General features: G+C 62.1%; 19 protein-coding genes. 16 read left to right on the top strand and 3 right to left on the bottom strand.

Annotated features, from left to right (window positions below; genetic code table 11):
* Positions 1-48 precede the first annotated feature (48 nt).
* From VJ923_RS11475 to VJ923_RS11410, 14 genes are all read left to right on the top strand, one after another.
* Complete coding sequence (locus VJ923_RS11475) at positions 49-900, top strand: hypothetical protein (protein WP_326441606.1); 852 nt, start codon at positions 49-51, stop codon at positions 898-900.
* Between the two features lie 97 nt (positions 901-997).
* A complete protein-coding gene (locus VJ923_RS11470; protein WP_326441604.1) occupies positions 998-1252 on the top strand; it encodes a zinc ribbon domain-containing protein in 255 nt (84 codons plus the stop codon).
* Positions 1253-1273: 21 nt separating this feature from the next.
* A complete protein-coding gene (locus VJ923_RS11465; protein WP_326441602.1) occupies positions 1274-1813 on the top strand; it encodes a VOC family protein in 540 nt (179 codons plus the stop codon).
* Positions 1814-2152: 339 nt separating this feature from the next.
* Complete coding sequence (locus VJ923_RS11460) at positions 2153-2668, top strand: FKBP-type peptidyl-prolyl cis-trans isomerase (protein ID WP_326441600.1); 516 nt, start codon at positions 2153-2155, stop codon at positions 2666-2668.
* A gap of 132 nt (positions 2669-2800) precedes the next feature.
* Positions 2801-3838 (top strand): ion transporter, encoded by a 1038-nt coding sequence (locus tag VJ923_RS11455; protein ID WP_326441598.1) that lies wholly within the window; start codon positions 2801-2803, stop codon positions 3836-3838.
* Positions 3839-3974: 136 nt separating this feature from the next.
* Positions 3975-6563: an ATP-dependent Clp protease ATP-binding subunit gene (locus VJ923_RS11450; protein ID WP_326441596.1), complete on the top strand. Its 2589-nt coding sequence runs from the start codon at positions 3975-3977 to the stop codon at positions 6561-6563.
* Between the two features lie 142 nt (positions 6564-6705).
* Entirely contained in the window at positions 6706-7548 is an 843-nt protein-coding gene (ispD, locus tag VJ923_RS11445) for a 2-C-methyl-D-erythritol 4-phosphate cytidylyltransferase (RefSeq protein WP_326441594.1), read from the top strand.
* 9 nt (positions 7549-7557) lie between these two features.
* Complete coding sequence (ispF, locus tag VJ923_RS11440; protein WP_326441592.1) at positions 7558-8049, top strand: 2-C-methyl-D-erythritol 2,4-cyclodiphosphate synthase; 492 nt, start codon at positions 7558-7560, stop codon at positions 8047-8049.
* A gap of 267 nt (positions 8050-8316) precedes the next feature.
* Entirely contained in the window at positions 8317-8541 is a 225-nt protein-coding gene (locus VJ923_RS11435) for a hypothetical protein (RefSeq protein WP_326441590.1), read from the top strand.
* Complete coding sequence (locus VJ923_RS11430) at positions 8534-8845, top strand: hypothetical protein (RefSeq protein ID WP_326441588.1); 312 nt, start codon at positions 8534-8536, stop codon at positions 8843-8845. Before VJ923_RS11435 ends, VJ923_RS11430 begins: the two co-directional genes overlap by 8 nt.
* 431 nt (positions 8846-9276) lie before the next feature.
* A complete protein-coding gene (locus VJ923_RS11425) occupies positions 9277-9816 on the top strand; it encodes an RNA polymerase sigma factor (RefSeq protein ID WP_326441586.1) in 540 nt (179 codons plus the stop codon).
* A complete protein-coding gene (locus tag VJ923_RS11420; RefSeq protein WP_326441584.1) occupies positions 9761-10414 on the top strand; it encodes a hypothetical protein in 654 nt (217 codons plus the stop codon). The genes VJ923_RS11425 and VJ923_RS11420 overlap by 56 nt, the downstream gene beginning before the upstream one ends.
* A gap of 155 nt (positions 10415-10569) precedes the next feature.
* Positions 10570-10824: a DUF4160 domain-containing protein gene (locus VJ923_RS11415; RefSeq protein ID WP_326441582.1), complete on the top strand. Its 255-nt coding sequence runs from the start codon at positions 10570-10572 to the stop codon at positions 10822-10824.
* An 11-nt stretch (positions 10825-10835) separates the two neighbouring features.
* Positions 10836-11111, top strand: coding sequence for a DUF2442 domain-containing protein (locus VJ923_RS11410; RefSeq protein WP_326441581.1), 276 nt, complete (start codon positions 10836-10838; stop codon positions 11109-11111).
* A gap of 117 nt (positions 11112-11228) precedes the next feature.
* Here VJ923_RS11410 and VJ923_RS11405 read toward each other — a convergent pair whose 3' ends face one another.
* The gene (locus VJ923_RS11405; protein ID WP_326441579.1) at positions 11229-12887 is read right to left on the bottom strand and encodes an FAD-dependent oxidoreductase; all 1659 of its coding nucleotides are present in this window, start codon (positions 12885-12887) and stop codon (positions 11229-11231) included.
* Positions 12888-13064: 177 nt separating this feature from the next.
* Entirely contained in the window at positions 13065-14489 is a 1425-nt protein-coding gene (locus VJ923_RS11400) for a helix-turn-helix transcriptional regulator (protein ID WP_326441577.1), read from the bottom strand.
* Positions 14490-14753: 264 nt separating this feature from the next.
* Between VJ923_RS11400 and VJ923_RS11395 the strand changes: the two genes are divergently transcribed.
* Positions 14754-15524, top strand: coding sequence for a GTP pyrophosphokinase (locus tag VJ923_RS11395; protein ID WP_326441575.1), 771 nt, complete (start codon positions 14754-14756; stop codon positions 15522-15524).
* A 76-nt stretch (positions 15525-15600) separates the two neighbouring features.
* The gene (gene cysS, locus VJ923_RS11390) at positions 15601-17160 is read left to right on the top strand and encodes a cysteine--tRNA ligase (RefSeq protein ID WP_326441573.1); all 1560 of its coding nucleotides are present in this window, start codon (positions 15601-15603) and stop codon (positions 17158-17160) included.
* Between the two features lie 119 nt (positions 17161-17279).
* Here the strand turns inward: cysS and VJ923_RS11385 are convergent, their stop codons facing one another.
* Positions 17280-19025: an FAD-binding protein gene (locus VJ923_RS11385; RefSeq protein ID WP_326441571.1), complete on the bottom strand. Its 1746-nt coding sequence runs from the start codon at positions 19023-19025 to the stop codon at positions 17280-17282.
* Between the last annotated feature and the right edge of the window lie 257 nt (positions 19026-19282).

Genomic DNA, 19282 nt, shown 5'->3' with positions numbered 1-19282 from the left:
AGGTTTGCCAGGAGAAAGGCAGCCTCAAGGAGGGGAAGGACGAGTACTATGAAAAAGACGGTAGATCGCCGCGAGTTTCTTGCCGTTGGGACGACCGCTGCCCTCATGGGCGCGGCAGCGCTGACGGGATGCGCGGCCCCCGCGGCTTCCGATGAGGCGCCGAGCGGCGAGGACTTGGCCGCGACGGGAACGGAGAAGCCCGGCGCTGAGATGCGCGAGGTGACTGTTACGGCCGCAGGCGATGTGGTGAACACAAACGCAGCCGACCGTCTGCAAAGCACCTACGAGGGAGACCTTAAGGATTACTTCAAGGGCCGCGACTTCGTCCATCAGATCGGCTTCTACGCGCCCGATTGGAAGGCCTTCGCGCAGAACCACCACGACCTGTTCGGCTCCGGTCCCTTCTACCATACCACCAATACCTTCGGAAGGCTGATTTACCGGGGCGAGGAGGTGGATTGCTCCGACCTCAAGTTCGAGGCCTGCTACGGCGGATGGGGCTCTCATACGATCGAGGTGGTGCAGCAGGTCGGCGACGCGCCCACGATGTTCACCGAGTACAACGACATGGAGGCCATGGGGCTCAACCACGTCCATGTGTTCGTGGAGGATATGGAGCAGGCGCTCGAGGCCTGCGAAGTCCTCGACATTCCCGTGATTACCATCGGATACTCGGATTTGGAGAAATCGCTCGAGAAGGCCCGCGCCGCCGGCGCGGACGAAGAGGAGGTGCGCGCCCGCGCGAGCAAGCCTGCCTTCGTGGTCATCGACATGCGCGAGCAGTTCGGCGCCATGGTGCAGCTCGTTACCGAGGGCGCGACGGCGTTCCACGATTTGGTGATTGGGTCGATGGTCGACTGGGATGGAGAGACCGACCTCTTTAGGGAGATCGGCGCCTAATAAGGCCTTGGCCCGCTGGAACTTAGAATGCCTCAAAGGCGCGCCTAAGGGGCACTTTACGGCGCGCCTTTGGACCGAGAGAGAAGGAGAAGAAAGCATGTGCTTCAGACCTGCTGAAATTCAGATGAAAACCTGTCCGTCCTGCGGCGCCCAGGCGCGGCCGATTGACACGGTTTGTCCCCAGTGCGGCACGGAGCTGGAAGAGCAGAAGGTTGATTTCGACGCCGATCAGGCGAAGCTCGACTCTGCCATAAAGGCTCCCGCAGCTCCCGCAGCTCCCGCAGCTCCCGCGGCTCCGGGCGCGCCGAAGCCCCCGGCAGCACCGAGCGCTCCCAAGCCGCCTCGCGCCTAACGCAAAGGAAAGGTGAGAACAATGACAAGCGCCAAAGAGCTCTTCGACCGCCATGGCGTCAAGCAGCTGGGCTACTACGTGGAAAGCATCGAGGAATCGGCCGAGCTGATGCACGAGGCCATGGGCGTCGGCCCCTTCCTGGACAGCGGAGTCACCCATTTCGATGCCTGCGATGTGCGCGGCGAGAAGGTCCCGCTCGATATTCGCACCGCTTTGGGCCATATGGACGACATCCAGATCGAGCTCATCGAGATCTCCACGCCGGGCCCCGACCCCTATCACGAGATGGGCCGTTTCGGGCTGCACCATTTCTGCGTGTATGTCGACGATGTCGATGTGGCAGTCGCCGATTTGGTTGATGCCGGTATGTCGGTGGCTATGCTTCTGCAAAGCGGCAGCGGTCAGAACATTGCCTATGTCGATGCCCGCAAGGAGCTCGGCCAGTACATCGAGCTCTGCACTCCCAACGATCGTTTGTGGGAAACGGTCAAGGGGCTGCACGACCAGGCCGACCCTGCCGGCCCGGCGCTCATTCCCATCAGCGCCCTCATGGGAAAGTGAGCCGGCGAGATTCAGGCGGGAAGCGCGTGGCTCAACCGGCTCCTACCGGAGGCCCCCGCTCTTTAAAAGCGTTGCCGATTGCGTCTATCGATTGGAGCAGTCTTACGCTCACCGCTCAAGACGGAACGACTCTTCGCTCCTATGGGTCTGACGGAACCTGGGTTCCGGAGGGCCCTTTGTCCGAGGGAGTGGTGCGCTATTTGGGCAGTGCGACCCATGGCGGCCACATCGAATTGAAGGCGCTCTTCCGGCTCGAGCAGGGACGGTGGAGAAATCTCTTGACAGGAGCCATCTCGTCTACACGAGAGGTAAAACCCCCGAACGCAAGTGAGGCGAACAATGATTGATGCAGGATGCAGAGTGCGGGTGCAGTACGTGGGGCGGCTCGATGACGGTACGGTGTTCGATAGCTCGGAGGCGCACGGGGGCACTCCGCTCGAGTTCGTCATTGGCTCGGGAACCGTAATCAGCGGTCTTGAGAAAGCGGTGTGCGAGCTTAATCCGCACGAACGTCGCACGGTGCGCATTCCCGCAGCAGAAGCCTACGGAAACTACGATGAATCGCTGATTGAGAACGTGCCGCGAGCGGGGTTTCCGTCCGCCGAGCAACTTCCCGTAGGCGAGTACATCGTACTCGATATCGACGGAGAGCGGAAAAGAGCGAGGGTTCTTTCTGTGGATGAGGACGAGATAGCGTTTGATTTCAACCATGAGTTTGCTGGAAGAGACCTCGAGTTCGACCTTGAAGTTGTTGACGTTGCGGGAGTCACGGGCAGCTTGATAGAAAACGAGGAGCATGCTGCCGGCTGCACCTGTGGGTGTCATAAGCTCCAAAAGCAATTGCTGGACAATTGACAAGATGCCGATTTCGCATCAACAGTTACCAGCTTACTTACAGTTGGCCCGTGCCTGCCGGCGCGGGCCTTCTGCTTTTTAGAATCAGGGGTATGTGGAATGCAAGAATGCGGAGCGCGGGAAGGGGGAGTCATGAGAGAGAGCGAGCGGAGCGACGACAAGAGCGAGCGGGACGAGGAGCGCGAGCGGCATCGTGAGCGCGTGGATCGCTTCCGCCGCCGCCTCAAGGTGTCCCGCGCCCCTGAGCTCAAACGCCAGACCTTCTACGCGTTGGAGAACTTGCGCAAGGCGAATTGGCCGGCGAAGATTGTGGGCGGCGCGCTGTTCACGCTCATTCTGCTGAACGCGGTGGTGGTGTTCGTCTCCACCCAGCCGGGGCTCGACCCGGTGGCCGCCAGCGTCATCCAGGGCTTCTATCGCTTTTCCACGGTGTGCTTCTGCTTGGAGTACCTCGCGCGCATCTGGATTGCCGACTTGGCCTACGGCGATTGCTCGTCGGCGCAAGCGCGGGTGCGCTACATCTTCTCGCCTTGGGGCATCATCGATCTTCTGTCGTTCGGGCCCAACGTGGTGGCGTGGTTTTTCCCCATCACGCCGCAGCTGCAAGACGTTATCAGCGTGCTGCGCCTCGTGCGCCTCGTGAAGATATCGCGCTATATGCGCGGCCTGCGCACCATCGGACGCGTCGTATCGAAGCACTACCATGAGATTGTCGCGGCGTTTTTGGCCATTGCCATGCTCGTGGTGGTGTCCAGTGTGGTCATGTACGAAATCGAGCATCCGGCTCAGCCCGACAAATTCAATAATCTACTGTCGGGAGTGTACTGGGCCGTGACCACCATCACCGGCACCGGCTACGGCGACTTGGTGCCTATCACGCCGGCCGGGCGCATCGTGGGATCGGTCATCATGTTCCTGTCGGTGGCGCTCGTGGCCATTCCCGGCGGCATTTTCTCAGCCGGCTTCGTGGCCGAGTTCCAGAACGCGAACTTGCGCAAGATCGAGCGCGACGTGCGCCGCGAGGACGCCCGCCAAGACGGCCGCGACGAGTACGAGCGGGCCGCCGCCGAGGAGACCGGGAAAGAGGCGCCCGTGCATAAGGACGGCGCCGCCTCGGACGGTGGCGGGTCCGCGCAGGGCTCCTCCCCTCACAACGTGCCCACAAAATAGGGGCTCTGGGGCTCTGGGTTTAGCAATTCGGCGAGGTGAGTGCTAAACTGCTCGGGAACTATATTCCGTGCCCGGCATACCCGAAATCGCGAGAGAGTACCTGCAGACGGGCACCAACCAAGGAACGAGGCAAACCATGTCATTCGAGAAATTCACGGACAAGGCCCGCAAGGTGCTTGTCCTGGCTCAGGATGAGGCGCGCTCGCTTCACCAGCCCTACGTGGGCACCGAGCACATTCTGCTCGGCCTCATCCAGGAGAAAGAGGGCCTTGCCGCCCAGGCGCTCGAGCGCTTGAACGTCACCTACGACGGTGTCGTGCAGGCCATTCGTCAGGTGGTCACCATCGACGAGGAAACCGACGTTTCCGGGCACCTCTCCTTCACCCCGCGCGTCAAGCGCGTGCTGGAGAACTCGCTGCGCGAGGCCATGCAGATGGGCCAGTCCTACATCTCCACGGAGCATTTGCTGCTCGGCATTGTGCGCGAGGGCGAGGGGACGGCTCTGGAAGTGCTGGGGCGCTTGGGCGTTTCCGGCGATGATGTGCGCGGCGCCCTGAACGATCTGGTGGGCCAGTCGGCGGTCTATGCCGGGCGCGCCGGCTTCGACGGGCCGTCCGGATCGTCGGATTCCATGCTCACCGAGTTCGGCACCGACCTCACCAAGAAAGCCCGCGAGGGCAAGCTTGACCCGGTTATCGGCCGCGCCTCGGAAATCGAGCGCGTCATGCAGATCCTCTCGCGCCGCCAGAAGAACAACCCGCTCATCTTAGGTGAGCCCGGCGTGGGCAAGACGGCCATCGCCGAGGGGCTCGCGCAGCTCATCGTGGCCAATCAGGTGCCGGACATTCTGCGCGACAAGCGCCTCATCACGCTGGACGTGTCCGCGCTCGTGGCCGGCTCGAAGTACCGCGGCGAGTTCGAGGAGCGCCTGAAGAAGGTCATCAAGGAGGTCATGGACGCCGGCGACGTGCTGCTGTTCATCGACGAGATTCACACCATCATCGGCGCTGGTTCCGCCGAGGGTTCCATCGACGCGGCCGCCATCCTGAAGCCCCCGCTGTCCCGCGGCGAGATTCAGATCATCGGCGCCACCACCCTGGAGGAGTTCCGCAAGCATCTGGAGAAGGACTCCGCCCTGGAGCGCCGCTTCCAGCCGCTCACTATCAACGAGCCCAACGAGGAGCAGGCTGTGCGCATCATGGAGGGCCTGCGCGACAAGTACGAGGCGCACCATGGCGTGCACTTCACCGACGAGGCGCTGACCGCCGCCGTGCAGCTGGCGAACCGCTACATCCAGGACCGCTACCTGCCCGACAAGGCCATCGACGTGATGGACGAGGCCGGCGCCCGCATGCGCATCCGCAACATGACCCTGCCCAAGGAGCTGCGCGATTTGGACGAGAAGCTGCGGAAGGTGCGCGCCGACAAGGACCGCGCCATCGGCGAGCAGGACTTCGAGCGCGCCGCGGTCTGCCGCGACGAGGAAACGAAGCTGAAGGCCGAGCGCGAAGAGGCCGAGAAGCAGTGGGAAGAGGACACCTCCAAGACGGTGCAGAATGTCACGGTGGAAGACATCGCCGATGTCGTGTCCATGTCCACAGGGGTGCCCGTGTCCAGCCTCACCGAGGCCGAGACGGAGAAGCTTCTGCGCATGGAAGGTGTGCTTCACGAGCGCATCATCGGCCAGGAGGAGGCGGTCACGGCCCTGTCCAAGGCCATCCGCCGCTCCCGTTCCGGCCTGAAGGACCCGAAACGCCCGGCTGGCTCGTTTATCTTCTTGGGGCCGTCAGGCGTGGGCAAGACGGAGCTTTCCAAGGCACTCGCCGAATTCCTCTTCAACTCCGAGGACGCGCTTTTGTCCTTCGACATGTCCGAGTATATGGAGAAGCACACGGTGTCCCGTCTGGTGGGTTCGCCTCCGGGCTACGTGGGCTTCGACGAGGGCGGCCAGCTCACCAAGGCCGTGCGTCAGCGCCCCTATTCCGTGGTGCTCTTCGACGAGATTGAGAAGGCGCACCCCGACGTGTTCAACATCCTCCTGCAGATTTTGGAGGAGGGACGCCTCACTGACGCCCAGGGCCGTACCGTGGACTTCCGCAACACGGTCATCATCATGACGTCGAACGTGGGTGCCCGCGACATTACCACCACGACCACGCTGGGCTTCTCTAACTCGGGCCAGAACGGGCTTTCCGACAAGGAGATCAAGAGCCGCGTGATGCACGAGCTGAAGAACGCGTTCCGTCCCGAGTTCTTGAACCGTATCGACGAGATCATCGTGTTCAAGAGCCTCACCGAGGACGAGATCGTGCAGATCGTCGACCTCATGGTGGCCGAGCTGCGCGAGCGCATGATCGCCCAGAACATGACCATCAACCTGGACGATGCCGCCAAGCGCCTTGTGGCCCGCGAGGGCACCGATACCGCCTTCGGCGCGCGTCCTTTGCGCCGCGCCATCCAGCGCCTTTTGGAGGACCCGCTCTCCGAGCAGATTCTCGAGGGCCGTTGGACGAGCGGCTCGGTGGTGGACGTCACCGTGGACGAGTCGGGCGAGGAGCTGGTGTTCTCCGAGGGCACGGGCTCTATCCCCGCGCCCCGCAAGCGCGACTCCATCGCGCGCGAGGCCGAGCAGCTGCTCACCAACTACGACTTGGGTCACGCCGGTGTTGGCAGCGGCCGCGGCGCCGGCACCCCCGCCGGCTCGATTGCCGGCGGCGCCGCGTAACGGCAGCGAATCGCTGAATTTTCTGAAGGGACGAGGGCTTTCCTCGTCCCTTCTTTTGTCCGTTTCGCCTTGGCGGGACATGTGGTTGGCGTCGTTGGCTTATACTAAGGGCCAACATTCGCTTAAGCCCCAGGGGGAATTTATGCCGAACATCGTCGATCCCGTTACCGAGCCCTCGGTTCTTCGCGAGCCATCCTTTCTCATGGACGACCTCGATTTCGATGCGCTCTCGTCGCCGCTTCTGCAGCTGCAGGGCAAGGTGGACAAGAACCCCCAGACGGCGGCCATCATTCTGGCCGGCGGCACGGGGGAGCGCTTCGGCAAGGAGGGCGGCAAACAGCTGGTGGAAATCGCTGGCAAGCCCATTCTCACCTGGTCCGCCGAGGCTTTCGATGCCGTGGGCGATGTGGGCCTTATCGTCATCGTCTGCCCTGAGGAGCGCATGCGCGAGTATTTGTCTCGCGCCATTGACCCGTTCCCGTTCGTGACGCCGGTGGTGCTGGCGCCGTCGGGCTCCATTCGCCAGGAGTCGGCCTTCTCGGGTTTGGAAATGGTGGGCAACGAGTACGAGTACGTGGTGCTGCACGATGGCGCCCGCCCGCTCGTCTCGCCCGACCTCATCGAGCACACCATCAACACGGTGAAGGGCAACTTCGACGCCGACGGCGCCATTGTGGCGCACCCGGCCGTGGACACGCTGAAGGTTGTGGAAGACGGTGTTGTGGTGGGCACGCCGGATCGCTCGGTGTTCTGGAACGCGCAGACGCCCCAGGTGTTCCGCACGGGCATTTACCGTCGCGCCCACGCCTCGGCGCTTTCCGACGGCTTCGTGGGCACCGACGACTCGTCGCTCATCGAGCGTCTCGGCGGTAAGGTGATGATCGTGGAAGGCAAGCGCGACAACATCAAGCTCACGGTGCCCGAGGACTACGTTCTGCTCGCCAGCGCCGTGCGCACCATGCTTTTGAATTCCGAGCATCGATAGGGGGCAGGAATGGATATTCGCAACCTGCGCACGGGCCTCGGCATGGACGTGCACGCTTTCGCCGAGGGCCGCAAACTCATTTTGGGCGGCGTGGATATCCCCCATCATCAGGGGCTCGATGGTCATTCCGACGCCGACGTGCTGGCCCACGCCATATCCGACGCGCTGCTGGGCGCCGTGCGCGGGGGCGACATCGGCAAGCTCTTTCCCGACACCGACCCGGCCTACAAGGGCGCCGACTCGCTGAAGCTGCTGGCCGAAGTGGCCCGTTACGTGCGCGAGCGGGGTTTCGAAATCATCGACGTCGATAGCGTTATCGCCGCCCAGGCACCGAAGCTCTCGCCTCATCGCGACGCCATGCGTGAGAACCTCGCTCGTGCCATGGGCGTGCCCGTGGAAAACGTCGGCGTGAAGGCCACCACCACCGAGCACTTGGGCCACGAGGGCCGCGAGGAGGGCATCACCGCCTACGCCACCTGCCTCGTGTGCCGCGAGAGGTAAGAGCGCTACGGTTCCCGTATCCACTGAGTACTGTATGCTTTCATGGAGCCTCTTAGGTGCGTGCAGCCCCACGTCCGATACCGAAAAGGTGCATCTGGGGGCGCTTGAGCAGGCACAGAGGGGATTCGACGGGGTGACGAATGCGAAGTTGATGCGTCTACGCTGCGACTCGGGGGAGGCATCAGATGCGGCTTCCCGGCGACAAAAGTGCGGTTTTGGAATGCTAGGGTGGGCTCCCAACGTACAAAAGACGAAAAGGAGCCTGGCATGGAGAGAAGGGAGCTCTCGTTCTCTGACCGGTGGATGTTCAATAGGGTGATGTGCAGGGAGGACGTGTGCCGCCGGGTGCTGCGCGCCGCCCTGGGAATCGACGTGGGCCGCATCGAGTACCTCAATGCCGAGCAGGCCGTAGAACCGGCGGCAGCGAGTCGAGGTATCCGCATGGATGTGTTCGCGCGAGAGGGCGGCCGAGGTGCGGCCCGATTTGCGTGACGTGCTACACTACGTCCAAACGGGAGAGGCCGACGGGGAGCTGTCCCGGGACATCGATTCCCTCGCCGCCTCGTACAATCAGGACCGTGAGTGGGTGAATCGCGTGCTTACCTATGAGCAGGATACCGAAATCCGCTGCCGTCGTGCCAGGGCAGAGGGCGTCGAGCAAGGCATCGAGCAGGGTGAGGCGCGCCTCTTCGCCCTGATGGAGAGACTGTCTGCCGCCGATCGGCTGGAGGACGTTCTCCGGGCGTCGGGCGATGCGACTTATCGTGACGCCCTGTTCGAAGAGTTCGGACTGTAGGTTTTGAGCCAAGGGGGTCGGTTGGCGACCACGACATTGCCCGGACCCTGTGAGCGATGGCGGCGCGAACGCGATGGCCGTGCTGGTGCGGCAGCTCGGCGGTTGAATAGTGCAAACAGTATAAAGTTGGTGTAAGTGGTGCAACGTGAGGAGATGCCATGACTGCCAACCCCTTCAAGCCGACAGCGGGTAAGATGCCCTCGATTCCCATTGGTCGGCCGAGATGGTCTACCGCCTAGCCTGCGCCCTGCACTGCTCTATGGAGGGGCTGTTGCAGTTCTGAGGTGCATCAAAATATTTCTCGGCCACCGCACATTCTCGCTTTCTCAAACGTATTACCCTTGAAAGGCCTTTCACGGAAGGCATCGGCGCGGCGGGTTGCTAGCACCCGCCGCGTTGATGCCTTCTGCATTCGGACAAGAGGGAAGCACGTGGACAACCGGGAGTATCGCAAAGCCGTCGACGACTATGGGGACATGGTCTATCGCATCGCGCTTGCGCAAACGCGCTCGGCGGCCGATGCCGACGACGTGACCCAGGCGGTGTTTCTGAAGCTCTACGAGAAGCCGCCGGCCGACACGGCGCCCGAGCGCCTCAAACCCTGGCTCATTCGCGTCACGGTGAACGAGTGCCGAAGCCTATGGCGAACGCTCTGGCGCCGGCGCGTGGAGCTGCGCGAGGTGCGGGATGCCGACATGGCGCCGCCGGCGTTCGACGAGCCCGACCACGAGGCGCTGTACGCGGCGCTCGGCGAGCTGCCCGAGAAGTGCCGCATCGTCGTGCACCTGTTCTACTTCGAGGACTACAGCACCCGCGAAATCGCCGTTATTCTGGGCGTCAAAGAGCCCACGGTGCGCACCCGTCTTGCCCGAGCCAGGAAATTGTTGAGACAGCAACTGAAGGAGGCGTGGAACGATGAGCAACCAGAGCCAGTACAAAGCCATGATGGAAGGCATCCATGCTCCTGCTGAATTGCTGGGAAAGGTGAAGGGCATTCCCATGGAGAAAACGAAGAAGCGCGCCATCGCACTCAAGTGCGCGACGGCTGCCTGCGCGGGCCTGCTCGGCGTGTTCGTGGTGACCAACGGCGTGTGCTATGCCGCCACGGGCGAGACATGGGTGGAGAAGGCCACCGTGTGGGTGAACGGCGAGCCGATGGAGATGGACGTGCAGATGACCCAGAACGGCGATGCCGTCATCGGCACGATCGAGTACGTCGCAGAAGACGCCGATGGCGCCGGCGGCGATGTCGCGATCACCATGTCGGCAGAAGACGGCGATTTCAGCGGTACCACCTATGAGATCAGGGACTCTGCCGCCGAAGGTGCCAGCGCATCGGGCGCGGCGGGTGCCATGGTGCTGGAATCCGATGACGGCCATGTGCTGCTCGCCCCGGGCGACGGCGCCGAAGTCGAGCCCATCGACATCACCGAACAACTGGCCGCCAAGGGCGTCGCGACAGGCACCTACGAGGCGAACGGCTCCACCTACGTCTACCAGGTGTCCGGCGAGCCGGGCAACTGGAACGTCAGCGTAGAATCGGAATCGAACTCGGCTGCAGAGCGATAAGCAGTCTTGCTGAGCTAGCCAGATGCTCTTTCTCGAAAGGCCCGTTACCGTTGGGTGGCGGGCCTTTTCTTTGCGATACAATGGCCCTATGCGTGACTCGATTTGATTTGAGATGCTATACTTGCGGCCAAGACAGCTGCGCGATTGGAGCAAGCATGCCCGAAATCTCTCGCTTCTACGGTATTGTCATCAAGATGTTCTTCAAGCCAAAAGAGCATGAGCCGAGTCATATACATGCCCTGTATGGCGAGTATGTTGGTGAATTTAATATTCAAACCTTCGAAATGATCGAAGGTGATTTACCCGTCAAAGCGCAGAAGATGGTGCAGGAGTGGCTGGCCCTTTATGCCGACCAGCTTCAGGCGATGTGGGACTCGCAAGTTATTGAAAAGCTCCCGCCTCTTGAATAGGGAGCGACCTGATGATTCCACGAATCAAGCGTCTTGAGACGTTGCCAAACCTTAGGTTGAAGGTGGAATTCGACGATGGGCGAATCGTTCTCTACGATGTGGAGGAGGATGTTCGAGAGATTCCGTCTTATGCGCCGCTTGCGAATTTGAGGGGGCTGTTTTCCAGCGTGCAGCTTGACCAAAGTAGAACTTGCGTGTTCTGGAATGACGAAATCGACCTCCCAAGCGATACGATTTACGAATATGGGCGCGAGCTCGTGCCGGCCAGCCTGGCAACTACCATGTGAGCACAGAGGCAGATTCGAGCCCGGCTGCAGAGCGGTGGTGCGCTTCTGGGGCAAGCTAAAACGACGGCGGACCCATCGTCCGCCGTCGTCTAGGGAAGGGCTATTACCGTGCGGGGCTTATTGCTGTGCGAGCATGCGCCCCGTTACGTAGCCGGCTGTGCAGGAGCGTCCGAGCGCGGTTCCGCCGACGCAGGCCGATCCCGTGGAGCCGCCTGCGAGCCAGTTGTCGCCGCCCGAGCTCCCCGAGCCCACGACGCCGATGGCATACAGGCCCTTGATTGGCTCACCCTCGGTGTTCAGGCATTGAAGGTTTCCGTCGACCTCCAAGCCGCCATCCAGGCAGCTAAGGCGCACATGGCGGTGAATACCGTAGAACGGTGGAGTCTTAATCGGGATCATCATGGCCGCGGGCTTTCCGAAGTCGTCATCGGAGCCCTTCTCGCAGAGCTCGTTGTAGCGATCGACGCTGGCCTTGAAGGTGATGGGGTCTAGGCCCAGCTTCTCGGCGAGCTCCTCGATGGTGTCTGCCGCATAGGTTCCGATGAGGTCGGGGAAGACACCAGCGCGCTCAACGTCTTCTTCGGGCATGTAGGGAAGCAGCCCCTCGGGAGGAACCAGGCCGGGGAAGGTGTCGGCATGGGCGATGTAATCGGCATCGAAGACCTGCGTGTAGTAGCCGCAGCCTTCCTCATCGCTCACGTAGTTGTTGGTGACGTACATGCCGATGCTTTCGGGGGCGAAGCGCTCACCCTTCTCGTTCAGGTTCAGGAAGAACGGCTGATCCATCATGGCCACAGGGCCAGCGTCCATGTCGTGCACCATCTTCGAGTAGGTGCTTGAGAGGGCCGCTCCCGCCCAGTAGCCCATTTTGTGACCGTCGCCCGTGCGGTTCATGCACTTGCGGTCGATGTGCTTAAGCTCTGGAACGAAGTAATCACACATCTCCTCATCATTTTGGAAGTCTCCGCAGGCCAGAACCACACCCTTCGTTGCGTTAAAGAGAATGTGGCCGTCGGGGCCGTCGCCAACCACGGCCGTAACGGCGCCCGCCTCATCGGTGACAAGCTGTACGCCAGGAGTGCTGTAGAAGAAATCGACGCCCTTTTGTTCGGCCAGGCCGGCAAGAGCGATCATGCCGTCGCCATACGTATAGGGCTTGGGGCCGAAGAACGCCGTGACGTAATTGAGCTTGTAGCCGTTCACGTTTGTGACAGCCATTTGCGCGTCGTTCCCCACATCCATCACCTGGGCCCCGGCTTCAAGTGCGCGATCGATGAGCCACGTGACCGCCTCGCCAGAGTTCTTCGCCCAAATGTCGACAATCTCGCGACGGGAGCTGTGGTGATTGGAGAACATATATGCCGAGGTGACGGCTTCGACACCTGCTAGATCGCTGCTGTCGAGCAAGATGCCACTGCAGAAGTTGCCTTGAGAAATAGCTGTTAGCTCTTTCTGCAAAACGGCTACCTTGGCGCCGTTCTCTACGGCCGATAGCGCGCAGGCAACGCCAGCGGCACCCGCGCCAACTACGACGATGTCGTATTCTTTGGTGTCGACGAACTCGGTAATAGGTTCGGGCTTTTTCATGAAATTAAGCGTTGCGTTTCCGCTCGCCGGTTTGGCGTATTCGGTTGCGTCGCCAGTTGTCGAAAGCTCTTGCCCTGTGGTCGGCGCGCAGCCGCTGACAACAGTGGTGCCCAAAGCCGCAGCGCCAACGATGGTGCCGGCCTTAAAAAGATTCCTGCGGGTCAGATTCTTGTTTGAGGAGCTCTTCACGGGTTCTCCCTTCGTCTCTCCTTCAGCCGCTGATGTGGCTGCTTCGAGCACGATTATGCGAAGAAGGGGGCATAACCTTCCAGAGGAAACCGCTTTAGCAAGGGATGGTTTTCCTTAACCCTGGGAAATAACCTCGCTATAACCCTGTCAATGTTTCGCCAGGAAAAGAGGATGTTTCTATGCTGAAGGATCTATGTTGCGAGAGGGGTTGGCAACCTTGCTCAAAAGCTCCTGTTTCGAATGTACGCCGACTTTCTTGTAGATATGTTGGATGTGCGATTTCGCCGTTCCGTTTGCGATGAACAGCTTTTTCTCGATACCCGCGACGTCTTCGCCTTCCACAAGGAGCAAGAAGACTTCCTGCTCCCTTGAGGATAGCTTATACTCGCGGGCGATCTGGTTGCAGCAGCTCACAAGGCGCGCTTGATCGAGCTCGCCGGCCCCATCATCGAGTGGAACCGACCAGTCTCTTAGCAAGTTGCGGTCGGTGAAAAGCAGCGTCGTGGAGCAGAGAATCAGTGCGATGGCGGCTATACCCAGAATTGTTTGCGTGGGTATTCCAAGCACGTCATGGGAATCGAGTAACGAGAGGGCATTGGCGCCAAGGGCGTAGGTCACGAATCTGATAAAACGCTCAATGCCAAACAGCCAAAGAGGATTGACGCTGAGCCGGTAGGTAAGATCGCACATGATGGCCATGATCATGATAAGGAATGCGGCGTAGCTCGCCGAAATGAAGAAACTGACGAGCTCGCTCGATTGCTGAACGAGCAGCGAAGCAAGCAGAAGACCCACGGCCATAAGGGGCATCGAAATCCTGAAGAGGCTTTCGATGCGAATTCTATCGGTAAACAGGGCCGCCGCAACAAATACAATCAACGCCATGGCGAGCATGCCCGCAGAGGAAAGAGGCCCTCCAAGTGCCGAGGGACTGCTTTCAAAAAGGGAGAAAGCGAACGTGAAGGCTGCCATGACGAAGACGATTTTCCAGGGAAAAGTTCTATTTGTCTGAACGCCCGTGTCAGCGGATGAAGGTGCGATGGCGGTAAAGCTTTTATAGGCGCAGGCTGCCGAGAGAAAAGGCAACGTAGAGGCAAGAATGTCGATTTGCGGAGAAGCAAGAGCCCCGAGAAAGAAAACGAGAATCCAGCCAACGGCCAAAGATGCCGAGAAATACAAGATAACGCGGTAGGGGCTAAGGCAGCTGAAGAGCTCGCACCAAAGCAAGATTATGATGGCAGCACCAAAGGTTGAGAGAGCCGTGGCGGGGATAGAGAAGACTTGCGTAAGGCTGGGGTCGTGCGCCGACCAGAACTTCAGGGCTGTTGCGAGGGCCATGGCCAAGGCGCATGTCCAAACGAATAGACGTTTTTTATGAAGGGGATAGAGGCGCTTCGAGAGAAGCGCAGCAGCGAGTAGAACGATGGCAAGTAGCACATCGGGAACATTGGCTCCAAAACAGGAGTTAATCGGGAGAGGGAAGGGAGGGTTCGTATAGGTGAGCTCGATCCAGGCCCGGTACACGCCCATGCCCAGGAAGCAGAGGGGGACATGAAACGAGTTTTTTGCCCGCTGTCCCACCGCCGATATCTCTTGCTTCACTTCGTGCCTCTCCTTTTGAGTCTGCTTAGCCTATTTTAAGCATAACACGGAAGATGCTGCGGGCAGCTAGGGCGGGGCGCTCTGCCGCGCTTGGAGAAAAGCTGCGAATGGCGCAAGTCGGTACAGCAAATAAAAGGAGATGGGCGCAGCTGCCAGCGTGGAGGCCCAGTAAAGTTCCCGCGCGCTTCTATCGGTTCGGCTATAATCTCCCGCACCCGGAACTGCTCCGGGTGCGGGAGATTTTTTTGCGGGAAGGAAGCGAGCGTGGCGAAGCAGGTGGAGCAGATGTTCAACCAGGCGGTGGTACGTCTGCGCGAGGGGCAGAGCGCGCTCGACACGCTCCACGAGCATCGCGAGGAGTTGGCGAACCAGATGCTCGCGCGGCTTGCCGGCAGCGACGACTTCGCCGCCATGCTCGAGCGCAACTTCGCGCCCTACCGTCGCCTCATGACCTACTACGAGTGCGCCATGATGGAGGTGGAAACCAAGTTCCGCGTGCTGGACGCCGAGTTCGGCCTGCAGCACGATCGCAACCCCATCGAGTCCATCAAGTCGCGCCTGAAGAGCACCGACTCTTTGGCGAAGAAGCTCGTGCGCAAGGGCTTCCCCATGTCGGTGGATTCCATCGAGGAGAACATCTTCGACGTGGCCGGCGTGCGCGTGGTGTGCACCTTTCCCGAGGACATGTTCTCGTTGGCTGAGTCGCTGCTCGCCCAAGACGACGTGCGGCTCATCGAGCGCCGCGACTACGTGGCCGCCCCGAAGCCGAGCGGGTATCGCAGCCTGCACCTCATCATCGAGGTGCCCATCTTCCTGGAGCATGAGAAGCGCCACGTGAGGGTAGAGGTGCAGCTGCGCACCATATCCATGAACTTCTGGGCATCGCTTGAGCACCAGCTGCGTTACAAGAAGAGCCTCGCCGACGACGACGCCGCCACGGTGGCCGCCGAGCTGGCCGACCTGGCCGATGCCGCCGCCGACCTGGACGCCCGCATGCAGGCCTTGCGCAACTTTCTGGACGACGGCGAGGAATAAGGCGGTATCGGTCGAGTCGGCTTCGGATTGCGCTACAATGGCTCTCATTCTGAATGAGCACCCGAAGGAGCCTCCCATGATCAAGCTGTACGACACGCGCCTGCGTCAGAAAGTCGATTTCGAGCCGGTGGAGCCGGGGAAGGTGTTCATGTACGTGTGCGGCCCCACGGTGTACAACCGCATTCATATCGGCAACGCCCGCACGTTCATCTCCTTCGACATGATCCGTCGCTACCTGGCCTGGCGCGGCTTCGACGTCACCTTCGTGCAGAACGTGACCGACGTCGACGACAAGATCATCAAGCGCGCCGGCGAGGAGGGCCGCACCGCCGCCGAGGTGGCCGAGGAGTACACGCGCCTGTTCATCGAGGACATGCGCGCGGCCGGGGTGCAGGACCCGGACATCCGCCCGAAGGCCACCGAGGAGATCGACACCATGATCGCGCTCATCGAACGGCTCATCGAGCGCGGGCATGCCTACGCCTCCGATGGCGACGTGTACTTCGACGTGCGCTCTTACCCGGGCTATGGGCAGCTCTCGGGGCGCGACGTGGACGAGGCCGAGAGCGGCCACCGCGAGCTGCGCGCCGACGGCCAGGGCCTGGAGGAGCGCAAGCGCGACGAGCTGGACTTCGCCCTGTGGAAGGCCGCCAAGCCCGGTGAACCGGCGTGGGAATCGCCCTGGGGCGAGGGGCGTCCCGGTTGGCACATCGAGTGCTCGGCCATGTCCGAGAAGTACCTGGGGCTGCCCTTCGACATCCACGGCGGCGGGGCCGACCTGGTGTTCCCGCACCACGAGAACGAACGCGCCCAGTCCGAGTGCGCCTGCGACTCCACCTTTGCCAACTACTGGATGCATTCCGGCATGCTGCAGATTGTGAGCGCCGAGACCGGCGAGACCGAGAAGATGTCGAAGTCGCTGAACAACTTCCTGCTTTTGCACGAGGTGCTGGAGCAGGTGCGCCCGGCGGCCCTGCGCATGCTCATGCTGCAGAGCCACTACCGCAGCCCGCTCGTGTTCGGCGAGCAGCGCGTGAACGAGGCCGATGCGGCGCTCACGCGTATCGAGAACGCTGTGAAGGCGCTTGACTGGCTGCTGGAGACGAGCACGCCCCGCGGGGCGGAGGCCCTCTCGCCCGAGAATCCCGCGGCCGAGCTTGCTGCCACGCTGGACGCTGCTGCTCTCACCGACCTCATCGCCGCCCTGCGCGACAACTTCGCCGCGGCCATGGACGACGACTTCAACGCGCCGGCGGCTCTCGGCGAGATCTTCTCCTTCGTGAGCGATGTGAACGCGCTTGTGGCCGACGTGGAAACCCTCACGGCTGAGGAAGCTGCGGCGGGGCGTGCGGCCCGCGATGTCATCGTGGAGCTGATGGACGTGCTCGGCATCGACGTGACGGCCGCCGAGGCGGGGGAGGCCTATCCGGTCGAGGTGGTGGCGCTCGCCGCCGATTTGGCCGGCTATGACGGCGACGACCTCCAGATCGCCGTGGCGCACCTGCTGGAGGCCCGCGCCACTGCCCGCAAGGAGAAGAACTGGGCCGTGGCCGACGGCGTGCGCGACGGCCTGGCCGGCCTGGGCTTCACCATCGAGGACACCCCCCAGGGCGCCCGCGTCACCTACGAGGGCTAGGCGAGACACCCCGCCCCATTCCAACCAACCAAGAAACGCCCCGGCGCAGGGAGGGAAGGCGCCGGGGCGTTTTAGATGAGTCGGCGCTTGCGAGGGCGCCGTCGGAGTAGGCGGTAAGGCTAGGCCATCTGCTTCACGACGTGCAGGGCCTCGGTCATGGTGCGGCCGCAGGCGAAGCCGTGGAGCTGGTCGGGGTAGCAGCCGGAGAACACCGAGCCGGAGCAGTCGCCCGCCGCGTACAGACCCTCGATGGGGTTGCCGTCGGCATCGAGCGCCTGGCAGTCCTTGTTGATGCGGATGCCGTCGATGGTGGTCAGCAGCGTTCCGCCCAAGGTCGCGCCGTAGAACGGGGGCGTGCGCAGCTCGGAGAGGCGGTAGGCCTCCTTGCCGAAGTCCGGATCCTCCTGGGCGTCGAACAGCTCGTTGTAGCGCTCGCACTCGGCGAGGAAGTTCTCCTTGGCCTGACCGGTAAAGCCGAGTTTGTCGGCCAGCTCGTCAAGCGTATCGGCCTTCTGCAGACGGCCGTCCTCAAGCTCGGCCTCGAAGAACTTGTCCAGGTCGTAGGAGCCGTCTTCTCCGCGGAACGCCAGGATCATGTTGCGCGTCATGGCCGAGCAGCCGAGGGTGTGGAAGCGCTGCACGTCGTCGCCGAAGTTGCCGTCCCACACCGACACGTACACGCCGCCGGGCTGCTGGGCCGCCGCATGGGGCAGGTAGTCGTAGTCGGCGGACTCGTTGGCGAATCGCTCGCCGTTCATGTTCACCTTCAGGAAGGGCTGGGTTCCCGGTCCGAATTGCCCGTTGCCGGGGAACTGGGGCATGCCCGCCTCGATGGATTCCTCGGTGTAGCCGGCCTTCGTGCCGGGGGCCACCAGGCCGCGGTCGAAGATCATGGTGGCGGAGGTGAGGTCCTTGGCAGCGCCGGCCCACAGGGCGGCCTTGATGCCGTCACCGGTGTTGTTCTGGTTGTAGCCGAGGGCCGTGACGGAATGGGTGGTCACCGGAGACAGCGCCGTGAGCATGTCAGGGTTGGCGGAATAGCCGCCCGTGGTGAGCAGGACACCCTTGGCGGCGTTGACCTGCACATAGCCGTCGGAGGTGTTGAAGATGGCGCCGGTCACGCGGCCGCCCTCTTCGCGGACGAGCTTGGCGAGCTCGTGGCCGTAGGCGACTTCGCGGCCGGCCTTCTTCACGCGCTCCTCCATAAGCTGGTTGCGCTCCGGGCCTGAGAAGCTCATCTGGCCGTCGGCGCCGACGTAGTGGTGCTCGCAGGGGGAGACGTAGTAGGGGGTGCCGCCCATGCCGCCGGGCATGTCGAACTCGTCGGCCACCGCCTGCATGCCCGCCTCGGTCATGATGCTGTCGACGAACTCGAACATGTCGTTGGATTCGTCCATCCACATGCGGATGAGGCGCTGGTCGCAGTTGCCCTGGGAGTAGCGGACGATCTCGCCCATGAGGCGCTGGCGGTCCACCTCCACGCCCTGCTCCTTGAAGGGACGGGTGCCCAGAGCGGCGAACCAGTGGCGAGTGGCGCCCACGGTCTCGCCCTTCTCGCAGATGATGAAGTCGACGCCCTGGTCGGCAGCGTAGGCGGCCGCGGCCATGCCGCCGTTGCCCGCGCCTACGATCAGAAGATCGCAGTCGCGGGTCTCGACAATGTCGCTCTCGGTGATCTCGGGCGCGCTGCCCAGCCAGTCGGCGCCGACCTGGGCGCCCTCGGTCGCCTCGCCGGTCTCGGCCATGGGCTCGGCCTCGACTGCCGCCTTCGGGGCGCAGCCCGCAAGGCCCAGGGCTGCCAGGGCGCCCGCGCCTGCCACGCTGCCGATAAAGCCGCGACGTGAGATGTCCATAGATTTGCTCATGTAATACCCTCCTTGATTTCGCACCGTTTGGTGCAAGCCTTGCAGCGCCGGCGAGGGCAGCTTCGCTACCTCGCCTTCGGGCGCTGCCCTATGCTCTGTATCCTAACGGGCGGCTTGGGAGTGAATCACCACCCTCGACGGGTGTTTCAAGGGACGGCGATCTGCTCCCCCCGTCGGGGTGATTTGCTGAAGTTTCACCAGGTGAAAACCTGCAAAGATATTTTTTTCGCAATAAGAGCACCGCGAATGCCCTACAA

It is taken from the genome of Adlercreutzia shanghongiae, assembly GCF_035830635.1.
GTDB classification, from domain to species: domain Bacteria; phylum Actinomycetota; class Coriobacteriia; order Coriobacteriales; family Eggerthellaceae; genus Adlercreutzia; species Adlercreutzia shanghongiae.
Note: the sequence above shows the minus strand (reverse complement) of the source record. Positions and strands in the feature narration are given on the sequence as shown.